Origin of the sequence: Rossellomorea sp. SC111, assembly GCF_024733565.1 — a bacterium.
Taxonomy (GTDB): Bacteria; Bacillota; Bacilli; order Bacillales; family Bacillaceae_B; genus Rossellomorea.
Map to the genome: position 1 here is coordinate 172,892 of NZ_JANIOC010000009.1, position 12,581 is coordinate 185,472.

At 45.5% G+C, this 12,581-nt stretch carries 12 protein-coding genes and 2 other annotated features; of the genes, 2 read left to right on the plus strand and 10 right to left on the minus strand.

Annotation, left to right across the window (positions count from 1 at the left end; genetic code table 11):
* On the plus strand, window positions 1-1,257 hold a 1,257-nt coding region (locus NQ095_RS13615), incomplete at its 5' end, for an FMN-binding glutamate synthase family protein (RefSeq protein ID WP_258264011.1).
* Between the two features lie 263 nt (window positions 1,258-1,520).
* Here the strand turns inward: NQ095_RS13615 and NQ095_RS13620 are convergent.
* Entirely contained in the window at window positions 1,521-2,000 is a 480-nt protein-coding gene (locus NQ095_RS13620) for a hypothetical protein (RefSeq protein WP_258264012.1), read from the minus strand.
* 515 nt (window positions 2,001-2,515) lie between these two features.
* Here NQ095_RS13620 and NQ095_RS13625 point away from each other — a divergent pair.
* Window positions 2,516-4,201 carry a phosphatase PAP2 family protein gene (locus NQ095_RS13625; protein WP_258264013.1) on the plus strand — a complete coding sequence of 562 codons (1,686 nt, stop codon included), beginning with the start codon at window positions 2,516-2,518 and terminating at the stop codon, window positions 4,199-4,201.
* Window positions 4,202-4,240: 39 nt separating this feature from the next.
* Here NQ095_RS13625 and NQ095_RS13630 read toward each other — a convergent pair whose 3' ends face one another.
* The 9 genes from NQ095_RS13630 to NQ095_RS13670 form a co-directional block, all read right to left on the minus strand.
* Window positions 4,241-4,798, minus strand: a complete 558-nt coding sequence (locus tag NQ095_RS13630; RefSeq protein ID WP_258264014.1) for a GNAT family N-acetyltransferase — start codon at window positions 4,796-4,798, stop codon at window positions 4,241-4,243.
* 731 nt (window positions 4,799-5,529) lie between these two features.
* Window positions 5,530-5,703, minus strand: a complete 174-nt coding sequence (locus tag NQ095_RS13635; RefSeq protein WP_156030071.1) for a hypothetical protein — start codon at window positions 5,701-5,703, stop codon at window positions 5,530-5,532.
* A 97-nt stretch (window positions 5,704-5,800) separates the two neighbouring features.
* Complete coding sequence (locus NQ095_RS13640; protein ID WP_258264015.1) at window positions 5,801-6,397, minus strand: hypothetical protein; 597 nt, start codon at window positions 6,395-6,397, stop codon at window positions 5,801-5,803.
* The gene (gene proS / locus NQ095_RS13645) at window positions 6,394-7,824 is read right to left on the minus strand and encodes a proline--tRNA ligase (RefSeq protein ID WP_258264016.1); all 1,431 of its coding nucleotides are present in this window, start codon (window positions 7,822-7,824) and stop codon (window positions 6,394-6,396) included. Before proS ends, NQ095_RS13640 begins: the two co-directional genes overlap by 4 nt.
* A gap of 74 nt (window positions 7,825-7,898) precedes the next feature.
* Window positions 7,899-8,103: a binding site (T-box leader), on the minus strand.
* 46 nt (window positions 8,104-8,149) lie between these two features.
* Window positions 8,150-9,175 carry a hypothetical protein gene (locus NQ095_RS13650; RefSeq protein WP_258264017.1) on the minus strand — a complete coding sequence of 342 codons (1,026 nt, stop codon included), beginning with the start codon at window positions 9,173-9,175 and terminating at the stop codon, window positions 8,150-8,152.
* 27 nt (window positions 9,176-9,202) lie between these two features.
* Window positions 9,203-10,426 (minus strand): MFS transporter, encoded by a 1,224-nt coding sequence (locus NQ095_RS13655; RefSeq protein ID WP_258264018.1) that lies wholly within the window; start codon window positions 10,424-10,426, stop codon window positions 9,203-9,205.
* A 59-nt stretch (window positions 10,427-10,485) separates the two neighbouring features.
* Window positions 10,486-10,736: a binding site (T-box leader), on the minus strand.
* A 52-nt stretch (window positions 10,737-10,788) separates the two neighbouring features.
* Window positions 10,789-11,430 (minus strand): hypothetical protein, encoded by a 642-nt coding sequence (locus NQ095_RS13660; protein ID WP_258264019.1) that lies wholly within the window; start codon window positions 11,428-11,430, stop codon window positions 10,789-10,791.
* Window positions 11,420-11,968: a sigma-70 family RNA polymerase sigma factor gene (locus NQ095_RS13665; RefSeq protein ID WP_258264020.1), complete on the minus strand. Its 549-nt coding sequence runs from the start codon at window positions 11,966-11,968 to the stop codon at window positions 11,420-11,422. The genes NQ095_RS13660 and NQ095_RS13665 overlap by 11 nt, the downstream gene beginning before the upstream one ends.
* 124 nt (window positions 11,969-12,092) lie before the next feature.
* Complete coding sequence (locus NQ095_RS13670; protein WP_034761269.1) at window positions 12,093-12,293, minus strand: hypothetical protein; 201 nt, start codon at window positions 12,291-12,293, stop codon at window positions 12,093-12,095.
* Between the last annotated feature and the right edge of the window lie 288 nt (window positions 12,294-12,581).

Here is a 12,581-nt window from a genome sequence, read left to right on the forward strand (position 1 = left end):
TACATACGTAACACCCTTTTCCCTGTCCAACGGGACGAACTCCGCATCGACAACTCACAAAAAGTCAAAACCAAAATTTACAAACTTGATAAAGATAATTTACTAAGCCGAAGGGAACATCGCGAAGAATCTGAAGCAGATCCCTTTCTCCTGAAAGACGAAGATGCCCAGGTCATCGGGCAACAAACCTGCAGACATCCATTCAAAGTGAAAGGGCTCATCGGACAATCCGCCATGAGCTACGGGTCCCTTGGTGAGCAGGCCATCACCGCCCTGTCAACCGGATTGAAACTCGCTTCAGGTTCCTGGATGAACACCGGTGAAGGCGGATTATCCAAACATCACCTGAAAGGCGGAGTAGACATCATCTGCCAGATCGGCCCCGGCTTATTCGGCGTCAGAACAAAGGACGGCGAATTTTCATGGGAAGAATTCAAGAAAAAGAGTGATCTCAAGGAAGTGAAGGCATTCGAATTGAAACTCGCACAGGGTGCAAAGACCCGAGGCGGGCACGTTGACGGAAAGAAAGTGACAGAGGAGATCGCCAACATTCGTAACGTGGAGCCATGGAAATCCATCGACAGCCCGAATCGGTTCAAGGAATTCAGCAGCAACGAACAAATGCTGGACTTCATCGAACAACTCCGGGAAGTTGGCGGCAAACCCGTCGGAATCAAACTGGTCGTCGGGAACACGGATGATATCGAGAGCCTCGCTTCCTATATGGGCACGTCAGGAAAACATCCCGACTTTATCACGGTTGACGGAGGAGAAGGGGGGACTGGGGCTTCCTATCAAGAACTGGCGGCTTCTGCCGGGGTTCCGATCAAATCGGCTCTTCCCTTCCTTCACGACACCCTCTTGAAATACGGCGTACGGGACAAAGTGAAAATCTTTGCTTCCGGAAAATTATTAACACCCGACAAAATTGCTTTTGCACTCTCCCTCGGTGCCGACTTTGTCAACATCGCAAGGGGACTGATGTTCTCCGTGGGCTGCATCCAGGCTCAAGTATGCCACACGAATAACTGTCCCGTCGGCGTTGCCACCACCGATAAGAAACTGCAGCGGGCACTGATCGTCGAAGAAAAGTCATTCCGCGTCTGCAACTACATCATCTCCCTCCGCGAAGGTCTGTACAACCTGGCCGCTGCCGCGGGAATCGATACACCGACGAAGTTCGGGCGTGAGCACATCGTATTCAGGGATGAAGACGGACGATTGCACCCGATCAAGCCGGAAAAGGCGATGTCATAATGGAAAGAAGCAGCCGATCGGTGTAAGTAGTTCAGTGTTAAGGTAGAAAAATTAAATTAACACCATAATTTCAAGTCCAATTCACAATAGAATTGGACTTTTTATTTTTGTTGATATACCAATGTTTAAGGGCAAAAGGTGTGGTAAGAAACTAACTCCCGCACAAAGATTAGGGATTACTGATAAAGTGTTCGATATAAAAGATATACTTTACCTTAGATAAATTAGTTCACAAAAGAAGGAGCATCATAACTCGATGCTCCTTAAAAGTTTATATTCAAGGTGTTCTTTAACCCCATAATAAGTTCTGGATGTTTTTCCTTAGATGAATAGATTATTTCTTTCTTGTTGGTGCTTTGAAATTGAATACTTCCATCTTTGAAAAAGTTCATATGAAACACTTTATTGTCCATATTTTTAGAGTCGGATAAAACAAACGTATAATTCCCTTGATTGTTTAATTCTTTGACCTTTTTACTCATTTCATTTTGTGAAGGTTTTATAACATCCATTTTATTAACTTTCTCTATAAACGAATTGATTTCTTTTTCGTCAGTGATATATTTGCTTGTTGCTTCTGACGAAACACCCTTAGCATCAACCCCTTGAATATACAAAACAGTGTATTTATCAACATTTGGAATATCTATTGATGTACTTGTAGCTTTCTTCTCTCCAATTGCACAGCCGCTTATTAATACAGTGCTGATTATAAACAATAATAAGATTCGAACAGTTCTCATACAATCCCTCCAGACTTTGTAATTAAATGGTATATGAAAAGTTGCCATGATACAAAGAAAATTTTATGAATTATCTTCCAATCACCTCAATTAATTTCCAATAAATATTTACTTTCCTTTAAACAAATTAAAGAACAATTGTTTCCTTTTTCAAATTTTACAATAACAAATAACTAAAAAAGGTGTCGTATATTGCTGACACCTTTTTATATGCTATTTATACTGTTATTTTAGCCTCAAATACAATGCTACTTCCCTTGTTTATTGGTGGTTTTTTTAAGAATTTCTATTTCAAAACTGAACTACTTACGATTGGTGTCGGCTGCTTTTTTTCGGAGGTGACAGGTTGGTTATCGACCGTTCTCCATTTTCCCACAAAGCCCGCACCCTCTCCTCATACAGACCAAGCGGACAGTCAACCGATCACCCTCCCACAAAAAAACAAATGAAACCTCCCCGCCCCCTCATCCGTATATACACTATAAACAGAATCACAACCTTGAAAGGGGAACACTATGGGAAACATCTTACTATTTTCATTGATTGTCGGATTGGTCATGGCCTTATTGCTCGTACCGATGGCTGTCATGAAAAAACAAAATAAAAAAGAGGGATATCCATCCTTTCCGGCCCTGTTTGGAGCCACTCTCATCATCACATCACTTGTCGTATTCGTCTTCTATTACCTGACGAATCTCGATCAGAACTTCACAAGCATGTGGATCCTGTTAATCATTGCTTCAGGATTCGGCGCTGCACTCGCAACAGGGAAAGAACGAATGGCGAAAGGGGTTCTGTTCCTTGCCACCCTCTTGGTCGGTGCTTACTTCATGACAGCTTTTGTCTTCAATGCCGATGAGAAATTCGAATCGGCGAAGATGGACGTCAAAACCGAAATTCAAGCTTTTGATGAAAAGGAAACGCCGGCAAGCGTCCCTCCACAATTTGCCCGGAACAAAATGAAAAAAGCCTTCGGGCAGGTTCCGAATACGAGTTATTATGAGCTCGGCAATCTGCAGATCCAGAAGGTGGACGGAGAGTATGTCTACATCGCTCCCGTCGAATTCTCCGGATTCTTCAAATGGTTCAAGGGAGACGAGACTCCAGGGTACTTCAAGCTGAGTGCAACGGATTCAAACGCAAATCCTAAATTCGTCAAAGAAGAGATGGTCTATACTCCTTCAGCTTACTTTAATAAAAAAATTGAGCGCCACATCCGATTGAACTATCCGAAGGAAATCTTCAACGGGGACGTGCAGCTTGAAATCGATGATGAAGGGAAACCATTCTATATCCAAACTTACGGAAACTTCATCTCTGCACGTAACGGCTTTGAAGTGAAAGGGATTGTCATGGTCGATCCGCAATCAGGTGATACCAAATCCTATGCCATCAAAGATGTCCCTGAGTTCATCGACGGCGCAGTTTCACCTGAAACGGTGAGCCTGCAGAACAGCTATTTCGGTAACTATGTCAAAGGATTCTGGAACAGCCGCTTCGGTAAATCGGATGTAAAACTTCCTTCAGATGAAGGAACGGAAGCGAACGTAAGCCCTATTTTTGATGAAAATGGTGACATGTATTATTTCACCGATTTCACGTCACCTAAAGAAGGCGTCGATTCCATGCTAGGCTATTCCCTGACAAACTCAAGAACCGGTGAAGCAACGTTCTACACTGGTAACCTGGAAGAATCGTATATGGATTCACAAGGTGCCCTGCAGATCATCCAGAAGAAATTCATCGAGAAGAAATGGGACGGAGAAATGCCTGTTCTCTATAACTTCTACGGTGAAGCAAGCTGGCTGACGCCGGTGCTTGATGCGAATGGTTTCTTACAGAACTACTTCATCGTCTCGGCAGCCAATCCGGAAATCTCTGCCTATGCAAATACTCCGAATCAGGCACTGAAAGCCTATAAGACAGCTCTGCAACGCGGCGGAGGAAGCGTCGACGGCAGCTCAAAAGCAGAGGAGAAAAAAGCCAATGGTACGGTCGTCCGGGTCTACAAAGAAAAATCCGGTGACTATACCGTCGTTTCCTTCCTCCTCGACGACGGAAAGAACTATATCGTTTCTTCTGAAAACAGCTTACTTGCGATCTACTTGAAAGAAAATGACAAGGTGAACGTCACGTATATGGATACAGGTGAGGCATTCCTCCCTGTAAAAGATATGTCGATCGAAGGATTGCAACAGTAAAGAAAAGGCCGGAATCATCAACTGATTCCGGCCTTTTCTCTATTCTCCCGCATTCACATAGTACACCAGATTATCCGTCCACTCCCCAAATTCATAAATGAACCCTTTTCGTGTACATTCATACTCCATGCCCACTGCTTCCGCAAGTCGGATCGAAGGCGTATTGTCCAGATTGATATGGGCTTCGATACGGTGGAAATTCAATTTTACGAATGCCAGCTGTAGAGCTGCCTTCATCGCTTCCTTCCCGTAACCACGGTTCCAGTAACGATTATGTACCGTGTAGCCTGCCCTGCCCCAGTTAAAGTTGTACCGCATCAGCGTCGAGAAATCGATCGTCCCGATATTCGCGCCATTCTCTTTCAGGAAAATCCCGAGGATATACACTTGATCTCCCTCGATCATCTCGTCATGCTTCTCAAGCATCTCACTGAACCAGAACTCCGTGCACTCACTCATATCCTGATAGCCGACATCATATTTATGCTGTGACGGGAGCCTGTTCAGATGTTCCCTTAACCAGTTTTCATAATCACTGTTCACGAAGGGCCTGATCACCAATCGTGGTGTTGCGATGGTTAAGTCCTTATGCTTCATCCTCTCCGCACTCCCTCTTATGTAATATGTTAATAGTACCAACCACTTAAGTAGAATGGTAGTTCTTTTCGCAAAATTATTGTTTCTTACATAGGAACTGCCAAGGCTCTGTCTAAGTGTAAGTGCGATAAATGGTGATGGGAACGGCTTCGCTTTCCGGCGGACGAACGACTAATCCTCCTCAGCTTCGCTTCCGGGGTCTCGGCACGCCCGTTTTTCCGCAGGAGTCTACGCCGTTCCCCTCACCATCTTGAAGAGATATCGTGACAGAGCTTGCTAGTAAAAATATTTATAAATTTGGATCTTACTATTAGTTCATATGGACACTGCATACGGTGAAAAAGGTGTTTTCTCGACGTGCATGCTAGTAGATTTGGCTTTAACACCCGTAAAGTTGATTGGAGTGGAAGGTGCTCGACTCCTGCAGGAAACGCTGGACAGTACGAAAAGCGCAGGCGGCTCGCACAGACCCGACAAGCATAATATGAAGGGGCCGGGAAGGCGCTCTTTGCCTTCTTGGACTATTCATATTATGACCTCGAGGGGCTAGCCGACGGAGCTGGGCAGGTGAGACCCCGGAGGCGTAGCCGAGGAGGCTCACCGCCAGCCCCGCGGAAAGCGAGCACCTGCAGCGGAGATCAACCACCACTCGCTACCTTAGCACAAAGTATGCGAAAAGAACCTTTTCAAAAAAACGGAAGGCGCTTCTCTACGGAGAAACGCCTTCATCATTATTTTTCATTATTCCACTCTTCCTCTAATTCCTTTTCGATCTCCTCATCGGATAAATACTCCTCATCCAGCTGCTGAACATGCTCGGTGATCCGGTTGAGCTTGGAATGCACGATCCATAGGCTGATTACCACGAATACCATGAAAAAAATGACGATGAGTCCCACATCCATATTAATCGACGCCTCCTTTACCTATATTTATTAAGTAAACATAGAAAAAAGAAGACTTTCGTCAGAAAAAGTCCGGAAAGGTCCGAAAGTCCCCTGCTTATCCGGAACTGACGTAATACCAGTGTTTATCGAGCTTCTCAAGGTCCATAAACTCTCCCCCAAAATCACCTGACTCAGGTTTATTCCCTGAAGAAGAATAGACAAATCCGGAGAAGCTGTCCAGGATGCCACGATAGGTAAAAAAGAGAACCAGCATTTCATCATTCTTCTTCTCTACCAATATATCTCCGCCACCCCTTGATAACGTTTCATATTCTTCCGGGAGGTGTATAACCGAATCATTGTATGGAACGTTGGGTGTAATGGCACCTTCCCGCACTTTCTTTACCACTGTGTCCCGATCGGCACGGTTTTTTTCATAATCCATATTCAGAACGACCTTTGTAATCGGGAAAAAGAAAATGAAAATCACGGTCAAAGATTGAAGGATTAATGCTTTCCATTCCCTTCTTTTAAAAACGGCAATGATGGAAAACACGATAGTGACAAGGAAAAAACCGCCTGCCATCAACCAAAGAAAAGGCATCAAAAACGGTGTCAGGATGTGGACGAGGTGCCACTGAAAAAACGCCAGTGCCACCAGCATCACACTGCTGACTAGGGACAAAACGAGAACGATACTCTCCTTCCTCAATACGCCTTCGCCCAATACACCAAATGTTTCCCATCCTTTTCACAGCATACGCATGTATCAGACACCTGCTCCTGTTCAAACGGCATGCATCGTGATGTGGCGCTCGTTTCTTCCTTGATCTTATCTTCACAGGCTCGATTTCCGCACCACATCGCTTTGATGAAACCACCACTTTCATTAACCGTCGTTTTGAACTCTTCAAAGGTTTTGGCGATCGTTGTTTTTTCTTCACGGTGCTTTCTCGCTTTTTCCAATAGATTGCGCTGAATGTCTTCTAGCAGTGCAGCTACTTTCCCTTCCAGCTCTTCCATCGTGACCGTGACTTTGTCTCCGGTATCGCGTCTCGCTAAAATCACCTGCCCGTTCTCGATGTCCCGTGGACCGACTTCAAGGCGGAGTGGGATTCCCTTCATTTCATACTCATTGAACTTCCAGCCAGGCTTTTTGTCACTGGCGTCAATCCCGACGCGGGCAACACCTGCAAGTTGTGTCTTCAGATTATAGGCAAAATCAAGGACGCCATCCTTATGCTGGGCAATCGGCACGATCATCAGTTGTGTCGGAGCAATCCGTGGCGGTACGACAAGACCCCGGTCGTCCCCGTGCACCATGATCATCGCCCCGATGATGCGGGTCGTGAGTCCCCATGATGTTTGCTGTACATGTTGGAGCTTGCCGTCACGGTCCGTGAACTGGATGCCGAATGATTTCGCAAATCCGTCCCCCAGATGGTGGGATGTCCCAGATTGCAAAGCTTTCCCATCATGCATCAAACTCTCGATCGTGTACGTATATTTCGCACCGGCAAACTTCTCTTTCTCCGTTTTCTGCCCCTTTATGACAGGAATCGCAAGCATCTCCTCACAAAGCTCCGCATAGACCTCGAGCATTTTCACCGTTTCATCATGTGCATCCTGGTCTGTTTCATGACATGTATGCCCTTCTTGCCACAGGAATTCAAGCGTTCTGAGGAATGGACGGGTCGTCTTTTCCCAGCGGACCACATTCGCCCACTGGTTGTAGAGCTTAGGCAGATCCCGGTAGGAATGGATGATATTTTTATAATGCTCACCGAATAACACTTCGGACGTCGGACGGACGCAGAGTCTTTCCGCTAACTCCTCATCACCGCCATGGGTCACCCATGCGACTTCAGGTGCAAACCCTTCGATGTGATCTTTCTCTTTTTGCAGCAGGCTTTCCGGGATGAAAAGGGGCATATACACATTTTCATGCCCGGTTCCCTTTATTTTCGCATCAAGGGCACCCTTGATATTTTCCCAAATGGCGTATCCGTAAGGTCTGATGATCATCGAACCCCGGACGCTCGAGTAGTCGATAAGCTCCGCCTTCGTCACGACATCTGTATACCACTGGGCAAAATCCTCATCCATGCCCGTTACATCTTTTACAAATTGTTTAGCCATTTTAAGCACCTCATTTTTCATTGGATTGTTTTATCAGCTAACTGCCGGTAGAAACAAAAAAAGCCCTGCTTCTCATCAGGGACCATTTCTGGCGGTACCACCCTGATTCAAAGCAAAGCTTTACACTCATTCCATGATAACGGTTTCGGACCGCTGATATCTTCATTCGATACAGAACTTAGAGGCAGGTTCAAAGGTTCATCAATGGGAGCTTCTCACCAAACCGCTCCCTCTCTTAAAAGACAAGATCCCTTTACTGATCCTCTTCAATGTTTCAGTTATTTTAGATGATTATATAGAGATTTGATGGGAGTGTCAATATCTGTTAGAGGGAATAAATTCGTTCCATTTCCCGTTCAAAGAAATCATTCCCATTCCTTTTATCAAAATCACACGCAATTTCCTCTGCCACTTCACTCATCACATCCACGGCAAACCCCGGGCGATGCCCCGCTTCCAGGAGCTTCCGGTGGAGGACGATTGCACTCATATAAAAATAGAACATCCCATACGGGTCTTTCCCGCTGTCGGCATACTCGATGTGGCGCTCCAATACTTTGATGCCCCTGAGAGGTTCCGTTAAAGCAAGAAACTGGATATGCTCCGAGGCCTCAATGAGAAAGTGGGGTTTATCGTAAATGAAAAAGTATCCCTCGGATTGGTAACGGCGGGCTTCCTCCACCCGGCCGTCCTCATAATAAGGAAGGAGCAGCTTACTGTACGTAAGATGGGGGATTTCACCACAGCTCACTTCCTTTGACAACAAAAGCTTTTCGAGTGGAGCCGCTTTTTCCTTTTCTCCGGTAAAATAGAAGTACTCAAGCTGAGTCTGATATTCACACGCTTCACAGTCCGCCAGGGAATCCCGTTCTGCGGCGAGCCATTTACGATAATAGGCGTGAGCGTCTTTCACTTCGCCAGTCTTCAAAGCCCGTTTATGCTGATGCTGATAATAAGGGCGAAGACTGTATCCGTAGCGGTCATACGCTTCCTGGAAGTCATTGAAAAAAGCATCCAGAAGTTCCACTTCAATGCCCGGCATCTTCACGAGATGCTCCGCCATCCATTTATAGATCCAGAGGAAGCTTTCCACCCACTCCTCCAAGTTCTCTTCATTATCTAAAAAGAACCCGTTGCACCACTCGAAATGATCGAATAATTCCTCATACTCCCCAAGATAGTTGACGGTTCTCATGATTCCGAACCGGCAGCAGAATTCCTTATAGAGATCCCTTTCTTTTTGGGCGATGAACAACAGATCCTCCAACCCATCCCACTTCTCAAAGCTCGCTTCTTCCCGACTCATCAGCTCTTCCCATTTATCCCAATATTGATCCACCGTCATCTTCATCCGCGAACCCCCTTCATGAGTGTGTTTTTATTTATTATAACATTCTGACTTATAATTTAACTGTTTTTTCCAAGAATTCTTCCTTAACGCTCCCCCCAAAACGAGGGTGACCCCAAGCATGACCATCGAACCTGCAACGACAGCTGTCCGAACCGATACCACCTCGGCCCCCACTCCGATCAGTATCGTTAAGATGATGACAAGTACACCTTCCAACAACCCATACAGGCTCCCCACCCGTCCCATGATATCAACGGGGATATGTTCTTGATAAAAAGTCTCGAACCCCGTTGTCGCAAACGCCAGCGCAAAGGATAAAAGAGTGAATCCAATCGCAGCTGTCATGAAATCGTATGAAAATGCATACATGATATATCCCAATGAAACGACCACAGAGCCGACACCCATAAGGTGCATATGATGAAGTTTATGAGACAGCGCAGCATTCAGGAGGGATCCCAGTACAAACCCTCCCCCTGCAATGCTTACAAGATATCCGTAGGTGCTATTGGAGAGTTGCAGCACCTCTTTTGAAAAAGCGGCTTCAAGGGAATCGATCACGGCCGTCATCACAAGAATGCAGGTGAACAGAACATACAGGACCATCACATACGAGGCTTTCTTGCTGAACCCCCATACGACTCGCCAATCAGCCTTGACCATCTCCCAGTTGATACCGCTTATGTGAACCGGCCCCCCATCCGCAAGCTTCGGTAAAAAGAGAGTGATCATTCCCGATAATAATAGGGCGAGGGCATTTATATAAAGGGCAAACGTCGGCGTCCCCAACATGAACATCAGCCCGGCCACCCCGGGACCGATCAGAAACGCCCCCGACCCGATCAGTCCCCGAAGAGCATTGAACCGCTGCCTGTTCCCCCTCGGAATCAAGGTCGTGATATACGCCATCGATGCCGGATAAAAGATTGCACTCCCCATGTTGATGAAAAGCACAATGGCGTACATCCACCACTCCGCTGAAACGAAAGGTAGCATCGCGATTAACACCGCCCTGAAAAAGTCCAGTGCCGCCATAAGATTCCGCTTGTTGACCCGGTCAATCAAACTCCCGGCCCAACCGTTTGTGAAAAGCGTCGCAACCGGCTTCAACACGTACAACATCACCACCGCCACCGGTGATCCCCACTCATCCAATACAATCAAATTAAGGGCAATCAGATAAATCCAACCCCCGATACTCGAAATCCCGATACCCGATAACAGCAACAAAGGATCCTTCCATTTTTTCATCCACTATTCCTCCCCGCGATTTTGGTAAAACAAAAAAATCCCACCCCCAAGACCTTGGTCTTGGGGGCGAGATTATAGATCGCGGTGCCACCCCAGTTCACCAGCATGTCACCACACCGGCCTTTTCGGGTACGGCCGATCGGCTTATACCCTAGCTCCATAACGGGAGCTCCCGTCACACCATCCCCATTCCCGGTTCCGATGCACTGCTCAGAGCCTTGGTTCAATACCGTCCTTCCTGCCCCTTTTCAGCTGCCAGGGCTCTCTTTAAAGAATTCGGGATATCTACTCTTCTCTTCATGGCATTTTTTTGAAATTTTTATTATGGTAGCATGAATGGGGTGGGATTGTAAATAAAAATATCACATGATCATCTTTTGTTTCAACAAATCTTCATACCCTGGTTTTCGTTTGATGATATGGATGATAAGTTCCCGAAGTTCATCCAGTTCCCTGGCGTCAGCAGTCGTATTGCAATCAGAATACCGGTATTCATACATCTCCTTATTCATCCTGATTTTCATGGCATAGCTTCTACTCGGTTGGATATAACAACTGCCCTCATCTGAAAGGTATTTTTCTTCTTTTAAATCCAAACTCTTCACTTTTGTAAAAATCTCCTCGGTCTCCTGTTTTGTAAAGGTCAATTCTTTCCTCTCCCCCTCCTCGCTTGTCAGGGAGTCAGTGAAAGTACTTATCTTCATGCCGCCACCGTACAGAATCTCTACATCAAAATTAGACTTATTGGTAAAGAAACCACTCAGTTTCTCATTCCCCAAGAATCCCCATTGTTCACCCTTCACCACCGCAAACAGAAAAAGGAGGAGGAGAATCATCCCCATACTGATAAGGGGGGCATACCATCTGCGGCGATACTCTTTTTTCGGTACTTCACCGTCAGTTCTATCCCTGACCTCCTCCTTCATTTTGTCGCTAAAATCAAAGCCCCTCAATCCCTCATCCGTCATCTTCCTAATTTGTCGCTGAAGTTCCCTATCCATCATAAGGCACCCCTTTTGGATACATTTTTTTCAGTTTCTCTTTAGCTGTTTTCAATCTCGTTTTTGCTGTATTGATATTGATTTCCAGGCATTCGGCGATCTCTGAAATCTTCAATTCCTCATAATAATAGAGAAACAGTACTTCCCTATACTTAACGGAAAGGGACAGTAACTTCTGATGCAGTTCCCTGCTTGTTTCTTTATGTAAGGCTTGAGTTTGAGGGTTATTCGTAAACTCATGTATTATTTCATGTAGTTTATTCGTAAACAGAAGCTTCCTCGTTTCCCATTTTTTAAGATGATCCTTACTCTGATTGATCGCAATCCGAATGATCCAGGTTTTCAAAGATGATTCATTCCGAAACGAATCTACCCCCTGATAAAACCGAATAAACACCTCTTGGGCAATATCTTCGGCTAAACGGTAATCTTTCACGTAGGAATAGGCTATATACAACACTTCTTTGCCATATAGACTCATCACTTCTTCGAGCAAGTCATCCTTAGTAGGAGTCACTTCGTATACGCTATCCTCATTCAAAGGGAACTCACCTCTTTTCTACTACTTTGACGAACGTGGAGGGGAAAAGGTTTGATTTTTTGTGGAGCGGGATTTCAAAAAGGCAAAAAAAAGAGCACTCCACCCGAGCGCTCCTCTCCCCATATTAGCTTCCCATCTTCCGGCGGGTATTGCTTGGCTTCTTCGTTTGCTGACTTTGCATGCGTTGGTTGGATGCAAGGCCGCCTGTTGCCTGCTTGCCGCCTGCCTGTGCTTCTTTCTTCTTCGCAAGCTGCTGCTTCATCGCTTCCTGAAGGCTGATTTTTTTCTTTTCTGGCTGTATTTGTTGGTCATTAGTATTCGACATAATGGGATCTCCTTTTTGAGACTACTAAATTTTTGAAACTATCTCCATTATAATACATCCTTCAGAATAAAGACATCTGCCTGACAAATAAAATAGCCAACCCCCTGAAGGATTGGCTTAATGATTTCTAGTGATATCCATTCTGTCCGTTTGCAGAACCGGATGTTTTTTGTTTCGGTGTATGTTTCCCGTTTTGCTTTGTGCCGCCGTCTTTTTTCGTTTTCTTTGTCATGCTGAATCACTCCTACCATATAGTTTGTGAATCATATTTATTTTGTGCAAAAAAAG

Coding starts and splice junctions, on each gene's coding strand:
- NQ095_RS13620 (WP_258264012.1), bottom strand. CDS start 2,000: ATGAGAACTGTTCGAATCTTATTATTGTTTATAATCAGCACTGTATTA.
- NQ095_RS13625 (WP_258264013.1), top strand. CDS start 2,516: ATGGGAAACATCTTACTATTTTCATTGATTGTCGGATTGGTCATGGCC.
- NQ095_RS13630 (WP_258264014.1), bottom strand. CDS start 4,798: ATGAAGCATAAGGACTTAACCATCGCAACACCACGATTGGTGATCAGG.
- NQ095_RS13635 (WP_156030071.1), bottom strand. CDS start 5,703: ATGGATGTGGGACTCATCGTCATTTTTTTCATGGTATTCGTGGTAATC.
- proS (WP_258264016.1), bottom strand. CDS start 7,824: ATGGCTAAACAATTTGTAAAAGATGTAACGGGCATGGATGAGGATTTT.
- NQ095_RS13650 (WP_258264017.1), bottom strand. CDS start 9,175: ATGAAGATGACGGTGGATCAATATTGGGATAAATGGGAAGAGCTGATG.
- NQ095_RS13655 (WP_258264018.1), bottom strand. CDS start 10,426: ATGAAAAAATGGAAGGATCCTTTGTTGCTGTTATCGGGTATCGGGATT.
- NQ095_RS13660 (WP_258264019.1), bottom strand. CDS start 11,430: ATGATGGATAGGGAACTTCAGCGACAAATTAGGAAGATGACGGATGAG.
- NQ095_RS13670 (WP_034761269.1), bottom strand. CDS start 12,293: ATGTCGAATACTAATGACCAACAAATACAGCCAGAAAAGAAAAAAATC.